The organism is Demequina lignilytica, assembly GCF_030418305.1.
Classification (GTDB): domain Bacteria; phylum Actinomycetota; class Actinomycetes; order Actinomycetales; family Demequinaceae; genus Demequina; species Demequina lignilytica.
Window position 1 is genome coordinate 36,482 of the sequence record NZ_JAUHPX010000007.1, and the last position, 25,262, is coordinate 61,743.

A 25,262-nucleotide genomic window follows, 5' to 3' on the forward strand; every position below is an offset into this window, starting at 1 on the left:
GTCTCCCGCGCATCGTCCCGCGCCCGGGCGACGGCGTCAGGTGTTGATGCGCCGCTGCGTGCCGAAGGCCCGCTCCGCCTCGCGCTTGTCCTGCTTCTCGCGCAGCGCCTGACGCTTGTCGTGCATCTTCTTGCCTCGGGCGATGCCGATCTCGAGCTTCGCGCGACCGTTCAGGAAGTACATCCGCAGCGGGATGATCGTGAAGCCCTTCTCGCGGGTCGCCTGCTGCAGCTCCTCGATCTCGTGGGTGTGCAGCAGCAGCTTGCGCTTGCGCCGCGGCGCGTGGTTGGTCCACGTGCCCTGCGCGTACTCGGGGATGTGGAGGTTGTCGGCCCACGCCTCGCCGCCGTCGACGTAGACGTAGCCGTCGCCGATGGTCGCGCGCCCCTGGCGCAACGACTTCACCTCGGTGCCGGTGAGGACGATCCCAGCCTCGAAGACGTCGTCGACGAAGTAGTCGTGGCGCGCGGCGCGGTTGGTCGCGATCACCTTCTCCGCCTCGACCATGGCTCACCTCCTCGACTGCTGGTCCTGCTGATGCGGCCCTCCAGTCTAGCCGGGTCCGCGCCGCGCGGGGTCAGCCGCCGATGAGCGTCATCGGATCGACGGTGTCGCCGTTGACGTACACCTCGAAGTGCAGGTGGCAGGCCGTCGACGTGCCCGTGTTGCCGGAGTAGCCGAGCAGCTGGCCCTGGGTGACGTACTGACCCGAGCTCACCACGGAGCGGGTGAGGTGGTTGTAGCTGGTCATGAGCGACTTGCCGTTGACGATCCCGTGGTCGACCATCACCTGGTTGCCGAACCCCGACATCCAGGTCGACCACTGGACCCGGCCCTCGCGCGCGGCGTAGATGGGCGTGCCGCAGTACGCGCGGAAGTCGGTGCCGGCGTGGAGACGCCAGTAGTGGAGCACCGGGTGGTAGCGCATGCCGTAGGAGCTGGTGATGTACGGCACCGCGGTCGGGTAGGCGAGCACACCCTTGGCGATGGTGCCGGTGTTGTTCGCGGCCGCCTCGGCCGCCTTGCGCTTGGCCTCCTCCTCGGCGAGCTTCTTCTTGACCAGCTCCTTGATCTTGTCGCGCGTCGCGTCCTGCTGCGCCGCCAGCTCCTTCTGCTTGGCGATCGCCTGGGCCTTCTGCGCCTCCAGCTCCTTCTTGATCGCCGTCTGCTCCGCGATGATCGCGTCGAGCGCGGCCTTCTTCTCCTCGGCGATCGCCTGCAGGCGTTGGGTCTCCACCACCAGCGCGTCGGCCTCGGCCTTGAGCTCGACGATGTAGTCGCGGACGGCCTCCTGACGAGCGCCGCGGTTGCGGTTGACCGCCGCGATCTCCTCCATGTCGGCGAGCGCGTTCGACTGCACGCGGGAGGCGTTGTGTTCGGCGGCGAACGCGTCGATGAACTCCTGCGACGTGGTCGACCCGAACACCAGGCCGAGAGCCTCGTCGTCACCCACCCCCTGGTACTGGGCGCGGGCGAGCGCGGCGACGATGTCCTGGAGCTCGTCGATGCGGGCCTCGTCGGCGGTGATCTGGTCGGAGATGGCCTGGTCCTGCGCCTCGGCGGCCGCGAGCTTGTCCGCGACGAGCTTCTGCTGGACCAGGGCCTCGTCGACCTTGTCGTTCGCCTCGTCCAGCTCCGCCTGCGCGGCGGGCAGCTTGGCCTCGGTCTCGAGGAGCTTCTTCGCCGCCTCGACGATCGCGGCATCGGTGTCCTCGAGCTCCGCCTCGAGCGCCTCGATCTTCTTCTCCAGCGCCTCCTGCTGCGCCTTCGCATCGTCGATGTCGTCGTCGTAGCTGGACGCGGTCTGGAAGCCGCCCATGGCGGACGCCCCGGACAGCGTGAAGCCCAGCAGCAGCGCGAGCGCGAACGTGCCGGCCGCGGCCACGAGTGCGATGCGAGAGCGGATCATGCGCGCGTGTACCTCCCCAGCGTCACCACCGAGGCGACGGCGGCGAGGCCCACCGCCACCACCAGCAGCCACGGCGCGACGGTCCAGACGTCCGCGGTGCCGATGTACCGGACCCAGGTCACCGAGCCCTTCAGCCAGTCCTCGACCAGGTACGTCACCCCGAAGTACAGGCCGCCCACGGCGAGCAGCGCTCCGCCGGTCGCCGCGACGGCACCCTCGAGCATGAACGGCATCTGGATCAGCGAGCGGGACGAGCCGACCATGCGCATGATCTGGGTCTCGCGTCGACGGCTGAGCGCGCTGAGGCGGATCGTCGTGGTGATCAGCAGCATCGCCGCGATCAGCATGACGCCCGCGAGCGCGGCGGCGACCACGGTGGCGGCGTTGAGGAACCGGAACAGCTCGGAGAAGATCTCCCGCTGGTCACGCACCACGTCGACCCCCGGCAGCCCCTCGGTCGCGTCCGCGACCACCTCGAACTGCTCGGGGTCCGCCAGCTTCACGCGGAAGCTCGGCTGCATCTGGTCCGGGGTGAGGCTCGACCAGATCCCCTCGGAGTCGTTGGCGACGAACTTGTCGTACGCCTCCTCGCGCGACTCGTAGTAGACGGTGTCGACCAGGTCGCTCAGCGCGCCCTCCTCGAGCACCGCGCGGATCGCGGCCTCCTGCTCGGGGGTGGCGGCACCCTCCGCGCACTGCTCGTTGGTGGAGTTCTCCGGGCACAGGAAGATCGAGATCTCGACCTTCCCGTACCAGTCGTCCTTGAGCTGGTCGATCTGCATCTGGGTGAGCGCGGCCGCGCCGACGAACATCAGCGAGACGAACGTCACCAGCACCACCGACAGCGCCATGGTGCCGTTCCGGCGGAGCCCGTTGACGACCTCGCCGAGGATGAAGCGCAGCCTCATACGCGCTCCAGCCCGTAGACCCCGCGGTCCTGGTCGCGGACCAGCTGGCCGCCCCTGAGCTCGATGACGCGCTTGCGCATCTGGTCGACGATCTCGTCGTCGTGCGTGGCCATCAGCACCGTCGTGCCGGTGCGGTTGATGCGGTCGAGCAGGCGCATGATGCCCACCGAGGTGCCGGGATCGAGGTTTCCGGTCGGCTCGTCGCACAGCAGGATCGGCGGGTGGTTGACGAACGCGCGCGCGATCGCCACGCGCTGCTGCTCTCCGCCGGAGAGCTCGTGCGGCATGCGCCGCTCCTTGCCGGACAGGCCCACCAGCTCGAGCATCTCGGGCACGGTCGCCTGGATGTGGTGCTTGCTCTTGCCGATCACCTGCAGCGCGAACGCGACGTTCTGGTAGACGGTCTTGTTCGGCAGCAGGCGGAAGTCCTGGAACACCGCGCCGATCTCGCGACGCAGGTGCGGCACGCGCCAGGCGGAGAGCTTGTTGAGGTGGCGGCCCGCCACGTAGACGTCTCCGCCGGTGGGGCGCTCCTCGCGCAGGATCAGCTTGAGGAAGGTCGACTTGCCGGATCCCGAGGACCCGACCAGGAACACGAAGTCCCCTCGCTCGATCTCCACGGAGACAGAGTCGAGGGCGGGGCGTGCGCCCCGCTTGTAGACCTTGGTGACGTCATCGAGTCGAATCATGCGGTGATGGCGTGCGAGGGGTAGGACCCGCACCTCTCCAGCATCGTAGGAATGCGGCTCCGGCGCTCGGGGGAGGCGCGCCGCGACCCGCGTGCCCGATTGGTCACATGTCGACCATCGGTGCTTCCTTGAGCTTCCCTCCCGGACGGTGCGCACGGATCTGGGCGCGACACGCCGAGCCGAACCGCGCATCGTCCCGCGACACACCGCCGACCCGGGACCGGTTCCGTGCGGGCTGTCCGGGTTACTCCGCGTTCTGGCCGGCGCGGCGCCAGCGGATGCCGGCGTCGATGAACCCGTCGAGGTCGCCGTCGAAGACCACCTGGGGGTTGCCGACCTCGTAGCCGGTGCGCAGGTCCTTGACCAGCTGCTGGCCGTAGAGGAAGTAGGAGCGCATCTGGTCGCCCCACGACGCCTTGATGTCGCCCGCGAGCTCCTTCTTCTGCGCGGCCTCCTCCTCCTTCTTGAGCAGCAGCAGGCGCGACTGGAGCACGCGCATGGCGGCGGCGCGGTTCTGGATCTGCGACTTCTCGTCCTGCATCGACACGACGATGCCGGTCGGGAGGTGGGTGAGGCGCACCGCGGAGTCGGTGGTGTTGACCGACTGGCCGCCGGGGCCCGAGGAGCGGAACACGTCGACCTTGATCTCCGACTCGGGGACCTCGATGTGGTCGGTCGACTCGATCTGCGGGATCACCTCGACCGCGGCGAACGAGGTCTGGCGCTTGTCGGCCGAGCCGAACGGGCTGATGCGCGCGAGCCGGTGGGTGCCCGCCTCGACGGACAGGGTGCCGTAGGCGTACGGGGCGTTGAGCTCGAAGGTCGCGGACTTGATGCCGGCGCCCTCGGCGTAGGAGGTGTCGAGCACCTTGGTGGAGTAACCGTGCCGCTCGGCCCAGCGCAGGTACATGCGCAGCAGCATCTCGGCGAAGTCGGTGGCGTCGTCGCCGCCGGCGCCGGAGCGGATCGTCACCACGGCGTTGCGCTCGTCCCACTCCCCCGTCATCAGGGTGCGGACCTCCATGGCGGCGAGGTCGGTCTTGAGCTTCGCGAGCTCGGCGTCGGCCTCGGCGAGGGTCTCCTCATCGTCGCCCTCGGTGCCCAGCTCGACCAGCACCTCCAGGTCGTCGATCCGGCTGCCCATGCGGGTGACGCGCTCGAGCTCCGCGTTCGCCTGGCTGAGCTGGCTGGTGACCGCCTGCGCGTTCTCCTGGTCGTCCCACAGGTCCGGGGCAGCCGCCTGCTCCTCGAGCTCGGCGATGCGCGCCTTCAACCGGGTCGGGTCCGTCACCGCCTCGATCTGGGAGAAGGTCGAGCGGAGTTCCTGGATCTCGGTCGCGAAGTCGGTGGCCACGAGCGTCAAGTCTAGTGGCGGACGGGCGGCGCAGCGCCCGGACGTGGGGCCCGGTCAGCCCCCGGTGACGGAGTCGAGCGCGTCCTTGGCGCTGTCGACGGCGTCGTTCGCACTGTCGACGGCCTCGCCGACGCTGTCCTGGATCTCCTCGGCGCGCTCGCTCGCCTCCTCCGCCACCTCGTTGGCCTTCTCGATCGCGTCCTTGGCACCGGAGGTCGCGTCGGCGATCGACTGCTCGACGTCGCCGCAGCCGGTGAGCGACAGCGCGAGCGCGCCGGCCGCGAGGGCGACCACGATGCGACGGACGGACGGCAGGGCCATGAGACGCCTCCAGAGGTAGGGAAGGGCTCCAGCGTAGGTCACCGACGCATCGTCCCCGGGCAGAGGGAAGGGCCCCCGATCCTTGTGGGATCGGGGGCCCTCCTGGAGAGGACTACCGGGGCGAGATCACCCCAGGAGCCAGATCTGTCAGGCCTTCTTCGCGGCGGCCTTCTTGGCGGGAGCCTTCTTGGCCTCCACCTTGGGCGAGGCCTCGGTCTTGCGGCCGGCCTTCACCTGGTCCCAGGTGGTGCCGTAGTACGCGGCCTCCATCATCACCTTCATGTCCTCGAGGATCGGAAGGCGCGGGTTGGCGGGGGCGCACTGGTCGGCGTAGGCGTTCATGGCCAGGGTGTCGAGGCCCGACATGAAGTCGGTCTCGTCGACGCCGACCTCCTGGAAGGACCGCTCGATGCCGACCTTGTCGCGCAGCTCCTCGACGGCCTTCGCGTAGGACTCCACGCCCTCCTCGGGGGTCGAGGCCGGGAGACCCAGCATCTGGGCGATCTCCTGGTAGCGCTCGGGGGCGACGTAGGACTCCGCCTTGGGCCACGAGGTCGGCTTGGTCGGGACCTTGCCGTTGTAGCGGATCACGTGGGGCAGGTAGATCGCGTTGGTGCGACCGTGCGCCACGTGGTGGGTCGAGCCGGTGACGTGGGACATCGCGTGCACCAGGCCCAGGAAGGCGTTGGCGAAGGCCATGCCCGCGATGGTCGCGGCGTTGTGCATCTTCTCGCGCGCCTTGACCGCGCCGCCGCCGACCGTGACGGACTCCTCGATGTACTGGAAGACCATCTTGATGGCCTGCAGGGCGAGACCGTCGGTGTAGTCGTTCGCGTACACGGAGACGTAGGCCTCGGTGGCGTGGGTCAGGGCGTCGAAGCCGGAGTCGGCGGCCACGCGCGACGGGAGGTTCGCGGTGAGGACCGGGTCCACGATCGCGACGGTCGGCGTGAGCGCGTAGTCCGCGAGCGGGTACTTGCGGCCGTTCTCCGGGTCCGAGATGACCGCGAAGGGGGTGACCTCCGAGCCGGTGCCCGAGGTGGTCGGGATGCAGACCAGCTTGGCGAGCTCGCCCAGCTTCGGGAACTGGAAGGCGCGCTTGCGGACGTCGAAGAACTTCTCCTTCAGGTCCGCGAAGTCGACCTCGGGGTGCTCGTACAGCAGCCACATGACCTTGGCGGCGTCCATCGGCGAGCCGCCGCCGACCGCGATGATCGTGTCGGGCTTGAAGGCGCGGAGGGTCTCGGCGCCCTTGCGGACGGTGGAGACGCTCGGCTCCGGCTCGACGTTGTCCATGATCTGGACGGAGACCGGGTTGGTGCGGCGGTTGAGGACGTCGAGGACCTTGTCCACGACGCCGATGCGGGTCATGGTCGCGTCGGTGACGATCGTGACGCGCTCGACACCGTTCATGTCGTGGAGGTACTGGATCGCGTTCGGCTCGAAGTAGGTCTTGGCCGGAACCTTGAACCACTGCATGTTGTTGTTCCTCCGGCCGATCCGCTTGACGTTGATGAGGTTCACCGCGGTGACGTTCGCGGACACCGAGTTGCGGCCGTAGGAGCCGCAGCCGAGCGTGAGGGACGGCATGAAGGCGTTGTAGATGTCGCCGATGCCGCCGTGCGAGGACGGGGAGTTGACGATGATGCGGACGGCCTTGCAGCGCTTGCCGAACTCCTTGACGAGCTCGTCGTCGGTCGCGTGGATCGCGGCGGAGTGGCCCAGGCCGTGGAACTCGACCATGCGCTGGGCGTACTCGAGGCCCTGCTCGGTCGACTCGGCCTTGAGGACGGCCAGCACCGGCGCGAGCTTCTCACGGGTGAGGGGCTCGGACTCGCCGACGGTGGACACCTCGGCCAGGATGATCGAGGTCTCCTCCGGGACGGAGAAGCCGGCCTGCTCGGCGATCCACTGCGGGGTCTTGCCCACCACGTTCGGGTTGAGCTTGGCGCCGGCGCAGTTCTCGCCGTTGGCCTGGACGCCGAAGATGAACTCCTCGAGCATCGCCTTCTCGGCGGGGGTGGCCATGTACGCGTGGAGCCGGTCGAACAGCGAGAGCGCCTCGTCGTAGATCTCGGCGTCGAGGATCACGGCCTGCTCCGACGCGCAGACCATGCCGTTGTCGAACGCCTTCGAGATCACCAGGTCGTTGATCGAGCGCTTGAGGTTCGCCGACTTGTGCACGTAGGCGGGGACGTTGCCCGCGCCGACGCCCAGGGCGGGCTTGCCGCAGGAGTACGCCGCCTTGACCATCGCGTTGCCGCCGGTCGCGAGGATCAGCGCGACGCCGTCGTGGTTCATGAGCGCGTTGGTCGCCTCGATCGAGGGGGTCTCGACCCACTGGATGCAGTGCTCGGGGGCACCGGCGGCGATGGCCGCGTCGCGCACGATCTTGGCCGCGGCGATCGACGACTTCTGGGCGCTCGGGTGGAACGCGAAGATGATCGGGTTGCGGGTCTTGAGCGCGATGAGCGACTTGAAGATCGCGGTCGAGGTGGGGTTGGTCACGGGGGTCACGCCGGCGACGACGCCGACGGGCTCCGCGATCTCGATGATGCCCTTGATCGGGTCCTCGTTGATGATGCCGACGGTCTTCATCGGCGCCATCGAGTGGGTCACGTGCTCGCAGGCGAAGATGTTCTTGACGGCCTTGTCCTCGAACACGCCGCGGCCGGTCTCCTCGACCGCGAGGACGGCGAGCTCGCCGTGCTGGTTCAGGGCGGCGACCGAGGCCTTCTTGACGAGCAGGTTGACGTCGTCCTGGGTGAACGCGCTGTAGGCGTCGAGCGCCTTCTTGCCGTTCTGGACGAGCTGGTCGATGGCGTCGGCGACGGAAACCGTGGCCTTGCTCTCCGGGGCGGTGGTGGTCATCTCTATCTGGCTCCTCTGTGCTGGGCTTCGACCCCCTCCGGGCCTCATCCCCATGTCCCTCAACGTACGCCCGGGACCGGGACCTGTCTCGCGGCGAAGGTCCCGGGGACCATTGGCCTACTACCAGGGGTTTTATACCCCACGGGGCATATTTTCCAGGGAGGATGAAGGGACAAATCGGACACGCATCGTGCCGTGCACGACCGCCCATGAGGACGATGCGGGGGTTGCGTGGAGCGCCACGGGCGCCCCGGGCATCGTCCCGTCCCGGCACGACGCGGGGCCGGCATCCCGCAGGATGCCGGCCCCGCGCCACGGCCGGGCGTCAGCCCGTGAACAGCGCGAATGCCTTGACGGCGGTCTGGCTGATCCCGTAGATCAGCCCGGCCCCGACGAGCACCCAGAGCACGTACGCGAGGGGATTGGTCACCCCGGGGGTCCTCCGCTCCATGGCTCAGCCCTCCTTTCCCGCGCCCGCGAGCGCGGGCTCCTCGATCTCGGCGGCGTGGTGCCGCTCGTGGTCAGGCACCGCGTCCGCCGCCTCGTGCCAGCGCGCGTGCACCGGCCGCACCAGCAGGTTCGCGATGAAGCCGATCGCCAGCACGCCCACCATCACGAGCATCGACGGGCGGTACAGGTCCGCACCCTCGAGCCCCTGACCCTCGAGGATGTCGAGCAGGCCGTTGATGATGAGCGGACCCGCGACGCCGGCGGCGGACCACGCGGTGAGCAGCCGCCCGTGGATGGCCCCCACCTCGAACTCGCCGAACACGTCCTTGAGGTACGCCGGGATGGTCGCGAAGCCGCCGCCGTAGAAGCTGATGATCAGCACCACCAGCGCCACGAACAGCGCCACGTTGACGGGCCCGAACAGCGCGACGCCCGTGTAGGCGAGCGCCCCGACCCCGAGGTAGATGACGTACATCGCCTTGCGCCCGATCACGTCGGAGAAGCTGGACCAGCCGATCCGGCCACCCATGTTCGCGAGCGACAGCAGGCCGACGAAGCCGGCCGCCGCGGCCGCCGTGACGGCCGGGAAGTAGTCCTCGATCATGGGCTTGGCGTTCTCGAGGATGCCGATGCCCGCGGTCACGTTGGTGAACAGCACCAGCCACAGCATCCAGAACGGGAAGGTCTTGATCGCGTTCTTCGCGCTCACCTGTCCGCCGCTCGAGACCTTCGCAACGTGCTCGGTGGGCTCCCAGCCGTCCGGCTTGTAGCCCTTCGGGGGGACCCTGACCACCGCCGCGCCCATCAGCATCAGCGAGGCGTAGAGGCCGCCCAGCGTGAGGAACGTCGGCACCAGCGCGTCCGCCTCGGTGTCGCCGTAGGTCTTGAGCAGGAACTGGGTGAGGGGTGCGGCGAGCAGCGCGCCACCACCGAAGCCCATGATCGCGAGACCCGTCGCGAGGCCCGGCCGGTCCGGGAACCACTTGATGAGGGTCGACACCGGCGAGATGTACCCGAGCCCCAGGCCGATGCCGCCGATCACGCCGTAGCCGAGGTAGACCACCCACAGCTGGCCGATCGACACGCCCAGACCCGCGATCGCGAAGCCGCTCACCCAGGCGGCCGCGGAGATCACCATGGTCTTGCGCGGGCCGTTGCGCTCCATCCACCGGCCGCCGAACGCGGCCGACAATCCCAGCATGACGATCGAGATCGAGAAGATCACGCCGATCTGCGTGTGCGAGGCGTCGAACCTGTCGCGCAGGGCGTCCTTGAGGACGGAGTAGGCGTACACCTGGCCGATGCTGAGATGCACGGCGAGGGCGGCGGGCGGCACGAGCCACCGGTTGTACCCGGGTGGCGCGATCGTCCGTTCGCGGTCAAGGATGGACATCGTTGTTCTCCCTTCGAAAAACCCCGGCGACAGCGCCATTGCTTTTCGAAAGACGCCGGTGTCAAGCGGCATCCTCCCGGACTCGCGGACCCGATTCGGGGGACCTTGGTCACACGCCTGCGCGGCCGCGATCGGATGGACTCGGAGAAGCGGTACCCGCTGGGGTATATCGTGACCGCGAAGGAGGACCCATGAGCGCACCCGTCGCCCCCGCATCGTCCCTGGCTCACCTGCCGGTGGGCGTGTTCGCCATCGCGATGGGCGTCGGCGGCACGGCCGTCGGGTGGCACCGCGCCGTCGAGACGTTCGACCTCGGCGTCGCGGTCGGGCAGGCGCTCGCCTGGGCCGGGCTCGCGGTGCTCGCGGTCGCGCTCGCCGCCTACGGCGCCAAGGTGATCCGCCACCCGCGCGCGGCGCTCGCGGAGTGGACCCACCCGGTCAAGGCGGCCTTCGTCGCGACCATCCCGATCTCGATGATGGTCCTCGCGATCGCGTTCCTGCCGATGAGCGAGCCGCTCTCCGCGGGACTGTGGTGGACCGGCGCGGGGCTCCAGGCGATCGCGACCGTGCTGATCATGCGCACGTGGATCGCCGACGCGCGGATCGAGACCATCCACGTGCATCCCGCCTGGTTCATCCCCGTGGTGGGCAACCTGGTGGCGCCGCTCGCCGGCGTGGCCCACGCGCCCGCGGAGATCAACTGGTACTTCTTCGGGATCGGCTCCGTGTTCTGGCTGGGGCTGCTGCCGATCGTGCTCCAGCGGCTGTTCGTCGCGGGCGTGATCCCGCCGCGGCTCGCACCGACGCTCGCGATCCTGGTCGCGCCTCCCGCGGTGGCGGCGCTGTCATGGGTGCGGCTCGGCGGCGCCTGGACCGACCCGCTCGCGATGATGCTGCTGGGCGTGGTGATCTTCCAGCTCGCCCTGCTCGCGGCGCAGGCCAACGCGCTGCGGCGGGTCCCGTTCGCGGTCAGCGCGTGGGCCTACACGTTCCCGCTCGCGGCGGCGGCGTCGGCGCTGCTCGCGGCCTACGGGGCGGGCGCGACCGCGTTCGCGGCCTGGGTGGGCGCGCTCGCGCTCACCGCGGCGACCCTGCTCGTGCTGGGGCTCGGGTGGCGCACCGGCGTGGCCGTGGCGCGAGGGGAGCTGGTCAAGCCCGAGGGGTGAGGCTCAGGGCCGAGATCGGCACGATTCTCTTCGGGAGATCGATCCGCGCCCCGCGAACGACACGATCGTCTTCACGAGGCGGTCGGGGTGCGGATCGGGCGCGGGTGCGGATCGGGCGCGGGTGGGGCTGGAGGGAGAGCCCCCGTCAGCCCGCGACGATGTCGCCCGTCCAGGCGCCGATGCCGCCCTCCAGGCCCACGGTGCCCTCGACGCCGTCGGCGGCCATCCCCTCGATCGCGGCGCGCGAGCGGTTGCCGGAGCGGCAGTACACGGCGTACTCGCCCTCGGGGTCGAGCGCGGCGATCTGCGCGTCGAAGTCGGCGCCCTGGACGTCGATGTTCACGGCCTCGGGCAGGTGGCCCTCGGCGTACTCGGCGGGCGTGCGGACGTCGATGACGACCACGCCGTCGGTGGCGACGGCCTCGGCGAACCGCTCGGCGCTGACGTGGCCTCCGTCGAAGGCGAGGGGGGCGTCCTCGCCGCCCGAGCAGGCGGACAGCGTGACGGCGGCGAGCATGGCGGCACCGAGCATGGCGGCGCGGGTCTTGATGCGGGTCATGGGGAGAACTATACCCCAGGGGGTATGCATCCGGTGAGCGCGATGCGCCTCGCCCCCGACCCCGCCCCCACTCGCGACCCTCTCCCCCGACCCCCTTCCCTCGCTCATGAAGGGAATCGTGTCGACCTCGAGCGCGGATCGCCCCCCGTGAAGCGATCCGTGCCGGACACGACGGCGCCCGGCGCGCATCGCGGAGAGACAGGCGATGCGGCCGGGCGCCGGGTCGGCGAGCGGGCTCAGGCCACGCGGATGAGCTTCTTGTTGACGAACTCGTCCGCGGCCAGCAGGCCCATCTCCCGCGAGGTGCCGGAGCGCTTCACACCGCCGAACGGCAGCTCGGGGCTGTCGGCCAGCACGCAGTTGACGTAGACCATGCCGGCCTCGATCGCGTCGGCCACGCGCTGCGCCTGCGCCTCGTCCGTCGTGTAGACGTAGGAGCCCAGGCCGAACGCGGTGTCGTTCGCCAGCGCGATCGCCTCCTCCTCGCTCGTGACCTTGTACACGGCGGCCGCGGGCCCGAACAGCTCCTCGCGGTACACGTCCATCTCGGGGGTGACCCCGGTCAGCACCGTCGGCGCGTAGAAGGCTCCGTCGCGGGTCCCGCCCGCGACCAGGGTCGCGCCCTGCGCGACCGCCGTCGCGACCTGGCCCTCGAGCCGCTCGGCCGCGGCGAGGGAGGACAGCGGTCCGATCACCGAGTCCTCCTCGAAGCCGTCGCCGGCCTTGCACGCGACCATGGCGGCGGTGAACTTCTCGAGGAACTCGTCGTACAGCGAGTCGATCACGATGAACCGCTTGGGGGCGTTGCAGGACTGCCCGCTGTTGTCCATGCGGGCCTCGACGGCGCCCTCGACCACGGCGTCCATGTCCTCGGTCGACAGCAGGATGAACGGGTCCGACCCGCCCAGCTCGAGCGCGACCTTCTTGAGGTGCTGGCCCGCGAGCGCGGCCACGGCGGAGCCCGCCCGCTCGGAGCCCGTCACCGAGACGCCGTGGATGCGCGGGTCCGCGATGATCTGCGCGGCCTGCTCGTTCGACGCGTACACGTTGACGTAGACGCCCTCGGGGGCGCCTGCGTCGCGGTACATCTGCTCGATCGCGGCGGCCGACTCGGGGCACTGCGGGGCGTGCTTGAGGACGATGCTGTTGCCCACCACGATGTTCGGCGCGGCGAAGCGTGCCACCTGGTAGTAGGGGAAGTTCCACGGCATGATGCCGAGCAGCGGGCCGAGCGCCGAGCGGCGGATCACCGCGGTGCCCTCGCCCAGGATGTCGATCGGGGTGTCGCCCGTGATCGCCTCGGCGTTGTCGGCGTAGTACTCGGTGATGTCCGCGGCGAAGTCGACCTCGCCCAGGGCGTGCGACATCGGCTTGCCCATCTCGCGCACGATGATCGCGGCGAGCTCCTCGCGGCGCTCCCGGTGGAGCTCCGCCACGCGACGGATGACGGCGGCGCGCTCGGCGGGCGTCGAGCTCCGCAGCCAGCCGCGGTAGGCGGCGTCGGCGGCGGCGGCGGCCGCGGGGACCTCGGCGTCGGTCATGGTGGGGTACTCGGCGAGCGTCTCTCCGGTCGCGGGGTTGACCACTGCGTAGTTCATCTCTCTCCTCTTCCTTGAAGCTCGGTCGGTCTCAGTCGACGGGGATCAGGGTGTACTTGGTGGACAGGTACTCGTCGATGCCCTCGAGGCCGCCCTCGCGCCCGATGCCCGACTGCTTGACGCCGCCGAACGGTGCGGCGGCGTTGGACACCACGCCCGCGTTCAGACCCATCATGCCGGTGGCGAGCGAGTCGATCAGGCGATGGCCGCGCGCGAGATCCTGCGTGTACGCGTACGAGACCAGGCCGTACTCGGTGGCGTTCGCGAGCGCGACGCCCTCCTCCTCGGTCTCGAAGGTCGCGATCGCCAGCACCGGCCCGAAGATCTCCGTCGAGAGGATCTCGGAGCCGGGCTGCACGTCGGTGAGGACCGTGGGCTGGAGGAACGTGCCGGGGCCGTCCACCGCCGCGCCGCCGGTCGCCAGGGAGGCGCCCCTGGTCACCGCATCGTCCACCAGGGCGAGGGACGATGCGACGGCCCGGTCGTCGATGAGCGGCCCGATCTGGACGCCGTTCTCGGTACCGCGGCCGACCCGCATGGCGGTGACGCGCTCGGTGACGCGACGCGCGAACTCGTCGGCGACCGACGCGTGGACGATGAAGCGGTTGGCGGCGGTGCACGCCTGGCCGATGTTGCGGAACTTGGCCATGAGCGCGCCCTCGACGGCCTTGTCCAGGTCCGCATCCTCGAAGACGAGGAACGGCGCGTTGCCGCCCAGCTCCATGGACACCCGGAGCACGCCGTCGGCGGCCTGCTTGATCAGCGCGCGCCCCACCTCGGTGGAGCCGGTGAAGGACAGCTTGCGCAGGCGCGGGTCCGCGAGGATCGGAGCGGTGACGCCGCGCGAGTCCGTCGAGGTGATGACGTTGACCACGCCCGCCGGCACGCCGACCTCCTCGAGGATCCCGACGAACGCCAGCGTGGTCAGCGGCGTGAGGGCCGCGGGCTTGACCACCACGGTGCAGCCCGCCGCGAGCGCCGGCGCGATCTTCCTGGTCGCCATCGCGAGGGGGAAGTTCCAGGGCGTGATCAGGTACGACGGTCCGACCGGCCGCCGCGAGACCACCATGCGACCCGTGCCCTCCGGGTTGAGCCCGTAGCGGCCGGTGATGCGGACCGCCTCCTCGGAGAACCAGCGCAGGAACTCGTTGCCGTAGGCGACCTCTCCGCGCGCCTCCGCGAGCGGCTTGCCCATCTCGAGCGTCATGAGCAGCGCGAGGTCCTCGGCGCGCTCGCGCACCTTCTCGAAAGCGGCTCGCAGCAGCTCGCCGCGCACGCGCGGCGCCGTCGCTGCCCAGGCGTCCTGCGCGGCGACAGCGGCGTCGAGGGCCCGCTGCGCATCGTCCGGCGACGCGTCGGCGATCGACCGGATCACGTCGCCCGTCGACGGGTCGCGGACGTCGAACGTCGCGCCGGTGGACGATGCGGTCCACTCTCCCCCGATGTACAGCCCGGTGGGCACGGCGTTGAGGACGGCGCCCTCCCGCTCCGCGGTCATGCCGACGCCCCGGCGAACTGCGCCGCGATCACGTCGAGCCCCTCCGCGAGGAGAGCATCCGAGATGGACAGCGGCGGCAGGAATCGGATGACGTTGCCGTGGGTGCCGCAGGTGAGCACGATCACCCCCTCGGCGATCGCTCCCTTGGCGACCCTGCCCGCGAGCGCCGCGTCCGGGGCGCCCGTGGTCGGGTCGACGAACTCGACCGCGACCATCGCGCCGCGCCCGCGGACCTCGGCGATGCGCGGGTCGGACTCGCGCATCGTGTCCAGGCGGGAGGTGAGCAGCGTGCCGATCTCCGTCGCACGGTCCACCAGGCCGCCGTGCTCGAACGCGTCGATCGAGGCGAGCGCGGCCGCGCACGCGATGGGGTTGCCCCCGTACGTGCCGCCCAGGCCGCCGGCGTGCGACGCGTCCATGATGTCCGCGCGGCCGGTGACCGCGGCGAGCGGCAGGCCGCCCGCGATGCCCTTCGCCAGGGTCATGAGGTCGGGCTCGACACCGAACAGCTCGGACGCGAACATCGCGCCGGTGCGGCCGAAGCCGGTCTGGACCTCGTCGGCGATGAAGACCACGCCGTTGTCGCGGCACCAGTCCGCGACGGCGGGCAGGAAGCCCTCGGCCGGGACGATGAAGCCGCCCTCGCCCTGGATCGGCTCGATGATCACGGCCGCGAGGTTCGCCGCACCCACCTGCTTCTCGATGAGGTCGATGGAGCGCGCCGCTGCCTCCGCACCGGACAGGCCGTCGCGCAGCGGGTAGGACGCGGGCGCGCGGTACACCTCGGACGCGAAGGGCCCGAAGCCGCTCTTGTAGGGCATCGACTTCGCCGTCAGCGCCATGGTGAGGTTGGTCCGCCCGTGGTAGGCGTGATCGAAGGCGACCACGGCCTGCCGGCCGGTGAACTTGCGCGCGATCTTGACGGCGTTCTCGACCGCCTCTGCGCCGGAGTTGAACAGCGCGGACTTCTTGGCGAAGGCGCCCGGCACGAGGCGGTTGAGGGCCTCGCACACCTCGACGTAGCCCTCGTAGGGCGACACCATGAAGCAGGTGTGCGTGAACTGCGCCGCCTGACGCTGGACGGCCTCGACCACGCCGGGGTGGGCGTTGCCCACGGACGTGACCGCGATCCCGGAGCCCAGGTCGATCAGCGAGTTGCCGTCGGCGTCGACCACGACGCCGCCTCCCGCGGCGACCGCCGAGATGGGCGCGGTGTGACCGACGCCCGCCGCCACGGCGGCCGCCTTCCGGTCGAGGAGCTCCTGCGAGCGGGGCCCCGGGATCGCCGTGACCAGGCGGCGCTCCTGCGGCAGGCCGGGTCCGCCGATCAGCGGGCCCGCCTCGGGGGTGAGGGTCATGCTGCTGCTCCGTCTGCGACCACGAGGGCCGCGTCGATGATGTCCAGGCCGCGGCGCAGCTCATCCTCGGTGATGACCAGCGGGGGCGCGACGTGGATGCGGTTGAAGTGGATGAAGGGCCACAGTCCGGCCTTCTTGCAGGCGGCCGCGAGGGCCGTCATCGGGGCGGCGTCCGCACCCGACGCGTTGAAGGGCACCAGGCCCTCGCGGGTGTCCCGATCCTTGACCAGCTCGATGGCCCAGAACAGGCCCGTGCCGCGGATCTCGCCCACGCTGGGGTGGGTCTCGAGCCAGCCCTCGAGGGTGGGGCGCACCACGCGCTCGCCCAGGTCCTTGACCCGCGCGAGGATGCCGTCACGCTCGAACACCTCGAAGGTCGCGATGCCGGGGGCGCAGGCGAGCGGGTGGCCGGAGTAGGTCAGGCCGCCGGGGAACGCGCGGTCGTCGAAGACGCGGGCGATCGCGTCCGAGATCACCACGCCGCCCAGCGGAACGTAGCCGGAGTTGACGCCCTTGGCGAAGGTGATGAGGTCCGGCACCACGTCGTGGCCCTGGAACGCGAACCACTCGCCGGTGCGGCCGAAGCCGACCATCACCTCGTCCGCGATGTAGACGATCCCGTACTTGTCGCACAGCGCGCGCACGCCCTGGAGGTAGCCCGGCGGGGGCACCAGCACGCCGTTGGTGCCCACCACGGTCTCGATGATGATCGCCGCGATGGTCGCTGCGCCCTCAAGCACGATCTGCTGCTCGAGGTGCGCGAGCGCGCGCTCGGTCTCCTCCTCGGGGGTCTGGGAGTAGAACGGCGAGCGGTAGAGGTAGGGGCCGAAGAAGTGCACGACCGAGCCGTCGGCCGGCTCGTTGGGCCAGCGGCGCGGGTCGCCCGTGAGGGAGATCGCCGTGGTGGTGTTGCCGTGGTAGCTGCGGTACATCGCCATCACCTTGCGACGGCCGGTGCTCAGGCGCGCCATGCGCACCGCGTTCTCGTTCGCGTCGGCGCCGCCGTTGGTGAAGAACACCTTGGAGAAGGGCGCCCCCGCCACGTCGACGATGCGCCGGGCGAGCTCGCCGCGTACGTCGTTCGCGAACGACGGCTGGATGGTGGCCATGCGCCCCGCCTGGCGCTCGATCGCGGCGACCAGGTCCGGATGCTGGTGGCCCAGGTTGAGGTTGACCAGCTGCGACGCGAAGTCGAGGTAGCGGTTGCCCGCGTAGTCCCAGAACTCGGCGCCGGCGCCGCCGGCGACGGGCAGCGGGTCGATCTGGGCCTGCGCGCTCCACGAGTGGAACACGTGCGCGCGGTCGTCCGCGCGGACGCGGGCCTCGTCTCCGGTCATCAGCTGCTCGGTCATACGGTTCCTCTCCTGCTGCTCAGTGGTTGCTGGGGAAGCCCAGGTCGATCTGGGACTCGGACGGCAGGGGCCACCGCGTGGTGACCACCTTGGAGCGCGTGTAGAAGTGGATCGACTCGGGGCCGTAGATGTGCGAGTCGCCGAACAGCGACTGCTTCCAGCCGCCGAACGAGAAGGCCCCGATCGGCACGGGCAGCGGCACGTTGATGCCCACCATGCCCACCTGGATGTCGAGCTCGAACCGGCGCGCGGTGCCGCCGTCGCGGGTGAAGATCGCGGTGCCGTTGGCGAAGGAGTTCGCGTTGACCAGCGCGACGGCCTCGTCGTAGCTGTCGACACGCACCACGGAGAGCACGGGGCCGAAGATCTCGTCGGAGTACACCTTCATGCCGGGCTTCACGTGGTCGACCAGCGAGACGCCGATGAAGTAGCCGTCGCCGTCGAACTCCTGCACCGTGCCGTCGACCACCACGGTGGCGCCCTCGGCGGGCGCGCCGGTCACGTAGGAGGCGACCTTCTCCCGGTGCTCCCGCGTGATGAGGGGGCCCATCTCCGACGCCGGGTCGGTGCCGGGACCGATGCGCAGGTTGCCGATGCGCTCCGTCACCTTCGCGACCAGCGCGTCGGCGGTCTCCGCGCCCACCGCGACCAGCACCGAGATCGCCATGCAGCGCTCGCCGGCCGAGCCGTAGGCGGCGGACACCGCCGCGTCGGCGGCGCCGTCGAGGTCCGCGTCGGGCATCACGATCATGTGGTTCTTCGCGCCGCCGAGCGCCTGGACCCGCTTGCCGTTGCCCGCCGCGCGCTCGTAGATCGAGCGGGCGATCGGGGTCGAGCCGACAAAGCTGACGGCGCCGACCTGCGGCGAGTCGAGGATCGCGTCGACGGCCTCCTTGTCGCCGTGGACCACGTTGAGGACGCCTGCCGGCAGGCCCGCCTCCTCCCACAGCCGGGCCAGGAACACGGCCGAGCTCGGGTCCTTCTCCGACGGCTTGAGGATCACCGCGTTGCCGCACGCGATCGCGGACGCCGCCATCCACAGCGGCACCATCACCGGGAAGTTGAACGGCGTGATCGCGCCGACCACGCCCACGGGCTGCTTGAGGGTGTGGACGTCGACGCCCGAGGCGACCTGGGTCGCGTGCTCGCCCTTGAGGAGGTTGACCAGGCCGGACGCGAACTCGACGTTCTCGATGCCGCGGCTGATCTCGCCCTTGGCGTCCGCGATGACCTTGCCGTGCTCGGAGGTGATGACCGCCGCGAGCTCGTCGGCGCGCTCGACCAGGAGCTGCCTCATCCGGAACAGGACGTCGGCGCGACGGACCAGGCCGGTGGCCGCCCACGCACGCTGCGCCTCGACGGCGGTCGCGATCACGGCGTCAACCTCGGCGGACGATGCGAAGGTCACCTCCGCGCGCTGCTCGCCCGTGGCCGGGTCGAAGACCGGCCCGGTGCGCTCGGTGCTGCCGGTCGCCTCCCCGGCGACGTGATGACGGATGACCTCCACGAACACTCCCTCTGACGACGGGCGCCGGACACTCTGCAGGGTCCGGCTACGATGGCTGTCACCCAAGACTCACACAGAGGGCAGGCACATGGTGGTGGCCGATCGTCGCAATCTCGCGAGCACCCGAACACATCGTCCGGAGCGCCATGCGCTGTCCGCGCTGCCCTCCGTCGCTGAGCTGCTGACGGAGCCCGCCTTCCTCGAGGGGGTGCCCGAGGTGATCGTCGGCGGCGCCGCTCTGGAGGCGCCGGTGAGGTGGGTGCACACCTCGGAGCGCGACGACATCGCGGTCCACCTCGACGGACGCGAGCTGCTGCTGTCGATGGGCACCGCGTGGCCCGACACCGACGCCGAGCTCGACTCGTTCATCACCTCGCTCGTGGACGCCGGCCTGTCCGCCCTGCTGCTCGAGCTGGGCACCCGGTACCTCGAGGTGCCCACCGCGGTCCGTGCCGCCGCGCAGCGCCACGGACTCGCGTTGGTGGTGCTGCACCGCGTGGTGCGCTTCGTCACGCTCACGGAGGCCGGCCACAGCCGGATCATCGCGGGCCAGATGGCGGCGCTGCGCGCCCGCGACGAGGTCCGGGAGCTGTTCACCGGTCTCGCCCTGCGCGGCTCCCCCGCGGACCACGTGGTGCGCGAGCTCGCCCGCACCCTGGGCGCCCCGGTGGTGCTGGAGAGCCTCGCGCACGAGATGCTGATCGCGGAGGTGCCGGCCGGGGCCGAGGCGGCGGCGCTGCACGACTGGGAGCGGCGCTCGCGCGGAGCGCACCGCGGCAACGCGCTCGAGGAGGGCTGGGTCGTGGTGCCCGTCGACGCGCGCGGCAAGCGCTGGGGCTCGCTGGTCGCGCTGCCGGGGCCCGCCCATCCCGCCGGCCGCCGGAACGTGCTGCTGCAGGGCGCGATCGCCCTCGCGCTCGGCCGCCTCGCTGACGGCGGCGTCGACACCTGGTCCACCCTCGCGCGCCGCCACCTGCTCGAACCGCTCATGGCGGGCCGCTTCCAGAGCCCCGAGGCCGCGGCCGCGCGCCTCGAGGCCGCAGGCGTCCCGGTCGCGGGCCGGCTGCTGTACGGCCTGGTGCTCAGCGGCGCGGGTCGCACCCCGGCCGACGTCGAGGCGTGGGCGCTCGCGCTCGGCGCCCGCGCCCGCGCGCTGGCGATCACCAGCCGGACGGGCGCCCCGCTGACGATGGTGCTGCTGTCGAACCCCCAGCATCGTCCCCTCGACGACGACCACCTGCGCACGCTGCTGCGCGCGGCCCCCGACGGGGGACGCGTGTGCGCCACGATCGGCACCGCGGCCACCGACATCGAGGGCGCCCTGCTGTCGCTGCACGAGGCGCTCGACAACGCCCCCGACACCGCGGCCGAGCAGCAGGTCCACTGGGTCGAGCGACGCCCGCTGGCGCGCCTCATCAGCAGCCTGCGCGACGACCACCGCCTGCTCGACCACGGCGAGCGCATGCTCACCCCGCTCATCGAGCACGACCAGCGCACGGGCGGGGACCTGCTCCAGGTGCTGGGCGCCGCGCTCGCGCATCCCGGCAACCGGACCGCGGCCGCGAAGGCGGCGCACCTGTCGCGATCGGTGTTCTACCAGCGCCTCGACCTGATCTCGCGCCTGCTCGAGGTCGACCTCGAGGACGGCGAGACCCAGACGGCGCTGCACATCGCGCTGCTGTCCCGCCACCGCGCCTGAGGGCCTCAGGGTGCGACGTAGACCTTCCGCAGCGTCTCGGTGACCGTCCACCGCGTGCGCATGCCTGCCTGCAGCCACACGAGCGAGCCCGGGCCGACCTCCGCGGGCGGCAGCGCGGGTTCGAGGTACTCGATGCGCGCGCGACCCGCGAGCACGACGAACACCTCGTCCACCTCGACGTCCGTGGCGACGCCCGGCGTCATCTCCCAGACCCCGATCTCGACCGCGCCGATCTCGGCGAGCGCCGCCGCGCCGTGCACGGGCGCGCCGGCCTCCAGCGCATCGTCCGGCACCGGCTCGGTCTCGATCGGCAGCGCGGTGAGGTCGACGGCGGCGCCGGGAGCGATGTCGGTCATGAGTCGAACCCCAATCCGAGGCGGTCGAGCGTGCGGAGCAGCAGGTTGCGGCGCCCCTCGTGGTGGTCCGCGCGATCGAGCGACCAGCGCGTGGCGTTGATGCCGATGCTCGCCAGCGGCTCGGGCGGGAACGGCAGCGGACGCTCCCGGACCATGCGCAGGCGGGTGCGCTCCGTGTCCTCGCCGGTCAGCAGGTCGAGCATCACGTTCGCGCCGAACCGGGTCGCGCCGACGCCGAGCCCGGTGAAGCCGACCGAGTACGCGACGTCGCCGCCGCGGGCCGAGCCGAAGAAGGCGCAGAACCGCGTGCTCGTGTCGATCGCGCCCGCCCAGCGATGGGTGGCCTCGATGCCCTCGAGCTGCGGGAAGGTGGTGAGCAGGTGGCTCGCGAGCCGCTCGTAGGACTCGGAGCGGTCCTGGTAGGCCGCCTTGAGACGACCGCCCGCGTGGTAGATGGCGTCGTAGCCGCCGAAAAGGAGGCGGTCGTCAGCCGTCAGCCGGTAGTAGTGGAACTGGTTGCCCAGGTCCGCGACCCCCTGGCGCCCCTCCCACCCGATCGCCCCGAGCTGCGCTGCCGTGAGCGGCTCGGTCATCAGCGAGTAGTCGAAGACCGGCACCGTCATGAGCCGGTTGCGCTTGAGCAGGGACGGGAACACGTTGGTCGCGAGCGCGACCTTGCGCGCGGCGACCACGCCGTCCCCGGTGCGCACCGCCGGGCCGTCCTCGAGAGCGGTCACGGGCGAGCGCTCGAAGATGCGCACGCCGAGCTCCTCGGCCACCCGTGCGAGCTCCCGGGCGAGCTTCGCCGGATGCACCAGGGCGGTGTCGTCCGGGCTGAGGCTGCCGGCCAGGTAGGTGGGCGAGTCGACCAGCGCGCGGGTGCCGGCGGCGTCGAGGAAGCCCTCGTCGTCGCGGAGCCAGTCGACCTGGTGCGGCTCCACGGCCACGGCGAGGGCGCCCGTGCGCTGCCAGTCCACGTCCATGCCGTAGCGGGCGACGGTGGCCTCGATCTGGTCGAGGTTCTCGAGGCCCAGCTGGTCGAGCCGGTCGATCTCCTCGGGCCAGCGCGACTCTCCGTTCTCGCGCCCGTGCGTCAGCGAGGCCTCGCAGAAGCCGCCGTTGCGGCCCGAGGCCGCCCACCCGACGCGGCGCGCCTCGAGGATCACCACGTCGAGGTCGGGATCGCGCTCCTTCGCCATCACCGCGGTCCACAGGCCGCTGTAGCCGCCGCCGACCACCACCAGGTCGGCCCGATGGCTGCCCGCGAGGGCGGGGCGCTCCGGCCCCGGCGCATCGTCCGTCCAGAAGGGGGCGAGGCGCGACGACGCGAGCATCGCGCGCACGGCGTCGGCGGAGGGTCGGTCACGTTCGAAGACCGTGGTGCCCACGGATATCAGCTCCAGTCCTGTCCAGACGGTCCGGCCACGGGGACGCCGCCTGAGGAGATCGAAGCCCACCCGTGCCATCGCGCGCAAGGGGCGAGGGACCCGGCCGGACGGACCGGCGGACGATGCGGCACCGCCTGACGCATCGTCCACCCATGACCGTTGACGGGCGCCCGGGGCGCTCGGTTACCATCCTGTTCAGACGCCGTCGCGCGTCGCGATCGGGTCGCGCCAGGCCGGCGGCCGATCGGTCCCCTCCGTTTCTCGGAGACACCCGACGCCAGGCCGGTCGGGTGGAGGGAACCATGCCTGTCATTCTCGACCGCGCCCGCATCGCCCAGCTCATCGAGGAGCAGACCGCGCTCCTCAACGAGCGCACCACGAAGTCCAAGGCGATGTACGCGCACGCCAGCGAGCACCTCTCGGGCGGCGTCGCGTCCAGCTACCAGGGCCGCGACCCGTGGCCGATCTACATCGAGTCCGGCGCGGGCGACCGCATCACGGACGTCGACGGCAACGAGTACTTCGACTTCCACAACGGCTTCGGGTCGATGGTCCAGGGCCACGCGCACCCGGCGATCGGCGACGCGATCCAGAAGCGCTACCCGCTCGGCACGCACTTCGCCGCGGCCACCGAGGACGTCATCGACGTCGCCGACGAGCTCGCCCGCCGCTGGGGCATCCCCAAGTGGCGCTTCACCAACTCGGGCTCCGAGTCCACCATGGATGCGATCCGCATCGCCCGCGCCTACACCGGCCGCGACACCGTCATGAAGATCTTCGGCTCGTACCACGGCCACCACGACACGGTCATGGTGTCGATCGGCGTCGAGTACGACAAGATCGGCGACCGCGAGAACCTCGCCTCGCTCCCCTACGGCGCGGGCATCCCGCAGGCGGTGGTCGACATGACCATCGCTGTGCCGTTCAACGACGCGGGCGCGATGGAGCGCCGCATCGAGCGCCTCGACGCGGAGGGCCGGAAGCCGGCGTGCGTGATCATGGAGGCCGCCATGATGAACCTGGGCGTGGTGCTGCCCGAGCCGGGCTACCTCGAGGCCGTCCGCGAGATCACGCGCAGGCACGGGATCGTCCTGATCTTCGACGAGGTCAAGACGGGTCTCGCCATCGCCGCGGGCGGCGCGACCGAGAAGTTCGGGGTCACCCCCGACATGGTGACGCTCGCGAAGGTGCTGGGCGGCGGCATGCCCTCGGGCGCCATCGGCGGCACCGAGGAGGTCATGAGCGTGGTCGAGGACCACTCCGTCTACCAGGTGGGCACCTACAACGGGAACCCGCTGTCGATGGCCGCGGCGAAGGCCTCGCTGCTCGAGGTGCTGACCCCCGAGGCGTACGTGCGGCTGGGCGAGCTCAACGATCGGATCGTCGCCGGCTGCCAGGCCGTGATCGACAAGTACGACCTCGCGGGGTACGCGATCGGCATCGGCTCCAAGGGCTGCGTGACGTTCTCCACCGAGAAGATCGTCGACTACGAGACCTTCAAGAACGCGCAGGACGTCGAGCTGTGCGATCTGGCGTGGCTGTGGAACATGAACCACGGGATCTTCATGACGCCCGGCCGTGAGGAGGAGTGGACCCTCTCCGTGGTGCACTCCGACGAGTCGGTGGATGCCTACATCGCCGCGTTCGACGCGCTCGCGGCGGCGCTGACGAGCTGAGGTTGGGGGTGGGGCGGGTCCGTCCCGCCCCACCCGCACTCGCATCCCCACCCCTCGCCCCGGTTCCCGCGTGGTGAAGCGAATCGTGTCGTTGAGCACATGCCCGACGCCCCGAAGAAGTGAATCGTGTCGCCGAGCGCCCGCGGCATGCTCCCGTGACCAGAATCGCGCCGGCCTGCGGTTCACCTCGCTGCGCCGGCACGATTCGCTTCACCGGAGCCCTGCGCCCGCGCGTGCCGACAGGAATCTCTTCACAGGGCTCGACTACGCGTCACTTTGCGCCCCGGCTCACATCACGTTGATGCCGCGCTTCGCGAACTGCCGCTTCACCCGCTCGATGAGCTCCTTGTCCGGCGGAGCGGTCTCCCCGAGCAGGTACGGCTCGCCGGTCGCGGCCCACTTGTCGCGCCCGAGCTGGTGGAACGGCAGCACCTCGAGCCGCTCGACGCCGTCCAGCGTGGCGACGAAGTCGGCGATCGCGTCGACGTTCTCCACCGCGTCCGTCAGCCCCGGCACCAGCACGAACCGGATCCACATGGTCTTGCCCAGGTCCGACAGCCGGCGAGCGAAGTCCAGCGTGGGCTGGAGCGGCCTGCCGGTCACGCGCTTGTAGGTCTCGGGGATGCCCGACTTGATGTCGAGCAGCACCAGGTCGACGTAGTTGAGGTCGTCGTCGCTCAGGCGCGCGCCCAGCAGCCCCGCCGTGTCCAGCGCGGTATGGATGTTGAGGTCCTTGCAGCGGCGGAAGATGTTCATCACGAACTTCGCCTGCAGCAGCGGCTCACCACCCGAGATGGTCAGCCCTCCCCCGGTGACCTTCATGATCGTGGCGTAGCGCGTGACGCGCTCCATCACCTCGTCGACCGAGTGGCGCACGCCGTCGCGCATGTGCCACGTGTCGGGGTTCTGGCAGAACTGGCAGCGCATCCCGCAGCCCGACAGGAACAGCGTCATCCGCGTGCCGGGTCCGTCGGCGCCCGTGACCAGATCCCACGAGTGCACGGAGCCGGTGGTGAAGTCGCGGATGCGCTCGCTGGCGGCGACCTCCTCGTCCGCGATCTCCATCGGCGGGGTCGGCAGCAGCTCGACGGGTACGGCGTTCTCGGTCATGGGGGACCTCCTGGGGCAAGTCTAGGAAGGACGATGCGGTGTCGGGACGCCCGGGCGACCCGCGCATCGTCCCGCGAGGGGGCCGAGGCGCTCCTCGACG

The 25,262-nt window shown here is 70.8% G+C and carries 21 protein-coding genes; 3 read left to right on the forward strand and 18 right to left on the reverse strand.

Annotated elements, in window-relative coordinates; genetic code table 11:
- Positions 1-36: 36 nt before the first annotated feature.
- The 9 genes from smpB to QQX10_RS11490 all read right to left on the reverse strand — a co-directional run bounded on the left by smpB (position 37) and on the right by QQX10_RS11490 (position 9,895).
- The gene (gene smpB / locus QQX10_RS11455; RefSeq protein ID WP_301121289.1) at positions 37-507 is read right to left on the reverse strand and encodes an SsrA-binding protein SmpB; all 471 of its coding nucleotides are present in this window, start codon (positions 505-507) and stop codon (positions 37-39) included.
- A gap of 70 nt (positions 508-577) precedes the next feature.
- A complete protein-coding gene (locus QQX10_RS11460) occupies positions 578-1,909 on the reverse strand; it encodes a M23 family metallopeptidase (protein ID WP_301121291.1) in 1,332 nt (443 codons plus the stop codon).
- Positions 1,906-2,817: a permease-like cell division protein FtsX gene (gene ftsX / locus QQX10_RS11465; protein WP_301121293.1), complete on the reverse strand. Its 912-nt coding sequence runs from the start codon at positions 2,815-2,817 to the stop codon at positions 1,906-1,908. The genes QQX10_RS11460 and ftsX overlap by 4 nt, the downstream gene beginning before the upstream one ends.
- Entirely contained in the window at positions 2,814-3,506 is a 693-nt protein-coding gene (gene ftsE / locus QQX10_RS11470; RefSeq protein ID WP_301121295.1) for a cell division ATP-binding protein FtsE, read from the reverse strand. Before ftsE ends, ftsX begins: the two co-directional genes overlap by 4 nt.
- Positions 3,507-3,750: 244 nt before the next feature.
- Complete coding sequence (gene prfB, locus QQX10_RS11475; RefSeq protein WP_301121297.1) at positions 3,751-4,860, reverse strand: peptide chain release factor 2; 1,110 nt, start codon at positions 4,858-4,860, stop codon at positions 3,751-3,753.
- A gap of 54 nt (positions 4,861-4,914) precedes the next feature.
- Positions 4,915-5,181: a hypothetical protein gene (locus tag QQX10_RS11480; RefSeq protein WP_301121299.1), complete on the reverse strand. Its 267-nt coding sequence runs from the start codon at positions 5,179-5,181 to the stop codon at positions 4,915-4,917.
- Between the two features lie 147 nt (positions 5,182-5,328).
- Positions 5,329-8,052 (reverse strand): bifunctional acetaldehyde-CoA/alcohol dehydrogenase, encoded by a 2,724-nt coding sequence (adhE, locus tag QQX10_RS11485; RefSeq protein ID WP_301121301.1) that lies wholly within the window; start codon positions 8,050-8,052, stop codon positions 5,329-5,331.
- Positions 8,053-8,377: 325 nt separating this feature from the next.
- Complete coding sequence (locus QQX10_RS13660; RefSeq protein WP_436968583.1) at positions 8,378-8,482, reverse strand: MFS transporter small subunit; 105 nt, start codon at positions 8,480-8,482, stop codon at positions 8,378-8,380.
- Positions 8,483-8,506: 24 nt separating this feature from the next.
- On the reverse strand, positions 8,507-9,895 hold the full coding sequence (locus QQX10_RS11490; RefSeq protein ID WP_301121303.1) for an L-lactate MFS transporter: 1,389 nt from the start codon (positions 9,893-9,895) through the stop codon (positions 8,507-8,509).
- Positions 9,896-10,086: 191 nt separating this feature from the next.
- On the opposite strand from QQX10_RS11490, the gene QQX10_RS11495 reads away from it, so the two are divergent.
- Positions 10,087-11,061: an SLAC1 anion channel family protein gene (locus QQX10_RS11495; RefSeq protein WP_301121305.1), complete on the forward strand. Its 975-nt coding sequence runs from the start codon at positions 10,087-10,089 to the stop codon at positions 11,059-11,061.
- Positions 11,062-11,206: 145 nt separating this feature from the next.
- On the opposite strand, the gene QQX10_RS11500 is transcribed toward QQX10_RS11495, so the two are convergent.
- The 6 genes from QQX10_RS11500 to QQX10_RS11525 all read right to left on the reverse strand — a co-directional run bounded on the left by QQX10_RS11500 (position 11,207) and on the right by QQX10_RS11525 (position 18,933).
- On the reverse strand, positions 11,207-11,620 hold the full coding sequence (locus QQX10_RS11500; protein ID WP_301121307.1) for a rhodanese-like domain-containing protein: 414 nt from the start codon (positions 11,618-11,620) through the stop codon (positions 11,207-11,209).
- A gap of 236 nt (positions 11,621-11,856) precedes the next feature.
- On the reverse strand, positions 11,857-13,218 hold the full coding sequence (locus QQX10_RS11505) for an NAD-dependent succinate-semialdehyde dehydrogenase (protein WP_301121309.1): 1,362 nt from the start codon (positions 13,216-13,218) through the stop codon (positions 11,857-11,859).
- A gap of 31 nt (positions 13,219-13,249) precedes the next feature.
- Entirely contained in the window at positions 13,250-14,716 is a 1,467-nt protein-coding gene (locus QQX10_RS11510) for an NAD-dependent succinate-semialdehyde dehydrogenase (RefSeq protein ID WP_301121312.1), read from the reverse strand.
- Complete coding sequence (gabT, locus tag QQX10_RS11515; RefSeq protein WP_301121316.1) at positions 14,713-16,074, reverse strand: 4-aminobutyrate--2-oxoglutarate transaminase; 1,362 nt, start codon at positions 16,072-16,074, stop codon at positions 14,713-14,715. Before gabT ends, QQX10_RS11510 begins: the two co-directional genes overlap by 4 nt.
- Positions 16,071-17,426, reverse strand: coding sequence for an aspartate aminotransferase family protein (locus tag QQX10_RS11520; RefSeq protein WP_301121321.1), 1,356 nt, complete (start codon positions 17,424-17,426; stop codon positions 16,071-16,073). Before QQX10_RS11520 ends, gabT begins: the two co-directional genes overlap by 4 nt.
- 19 nt (positions 17,427-17,445) lie before the next feature.
- Entirely contained in the window at positions 17,446-18,933 is a 1,488-nt protein-coding gene (locus tag QQX10_RS11525) for a CoA-acylating methylmalonate-semialdehyde dehydrogenase (protein WP_301121323.1), read from the reverse strand.
- A gap of 88 nt (positions 18,934-19,021) precedes the next feature.
- Between QQX10_RS11525 and QQX10_RS11530 the strand changes: the two genes are divergently transcribed.
- Positions 19,022-20,632 carry a PucR family transcriptional regulator gene (locus QQX10_RS11530; protein WP_301121326.1) on the forward strand — a complete coding sequence of 537 codons (1,611 nt, stop codon included), beginning with the start codon at positions 19,022-19,024 and terminating at the stop codon, positions 20,630-20,632.
- Between the two features lie 5 nt (positions 20,633-20,637).
- Here QQX10_RS11530 and QQX10_RS11535 read toward each other — a convergent pair whose 3' ends face one another.
- Together QQX10_RS11535 and QQX10_RS11540 are read right to left on the reverse strand one after the other, a co-directional pair.
- Complete coding sequence (locus tag QQX10_RS11535) at positions 20,638-20,988, reverse strand: cupin domain-containing protein (protein WP_301121328.1); 351 nt, start codon at positions 20,986-20,988, stop codon at positions 20,638-20,640.
- Positions 20,985-22,376: an NAD(P)/FAD-dependent oxidoreductase gene (locus QQX10_RS11540; protein ID WP_301121330.1), complete on the reverse strand. Its 1,392-nt coding sequence runs from the start codon at positions 22,374-22,376 to the stop codon at positions 20,985-20,987. The genes QQX10_RS11535 and QQX10_RS11540 overlap by 4 nt, the downstream gene beginning before the upstream one ends.
- A gap of 302 nt (positions 22,377-22,678) precedes the next feature.
- Here QQX10_RS11540 and QQX10_RS11545 point away from each other — a divergent pair, with 302 nt between their 5' ends.
- Positions 22,679-24,052, forward strand: coding sequence for an aspartate aminotransferase family protein (locus QQX10_RS11545; protein ID WP_301121332.1), 1,374 nt, complete (start codon positions 22,679-22,681; stop codon positions 24,050-24,052).
- 288 nt (positions 24,053-24,340) lie between these two features.
- Here the strand turns inward: QQX10_RS11545 and pflA are convergent, their stop codons facing one another.
- Positions 24,341-25,162 (reverse strand): pyruvate formate-lyase-activating protein, encoded by an 822-nt coding sequence (gene pflA / locus QQX10_RS11550; RefSeq protein ID WP_301121334.1) that lies wholly within the window; start codon positions 25,160-25,162, stop codon positions 24,341-24,343.
- Between the last annotated feature and the right edge of the window lie 100 nt (positions 25,163-25,262).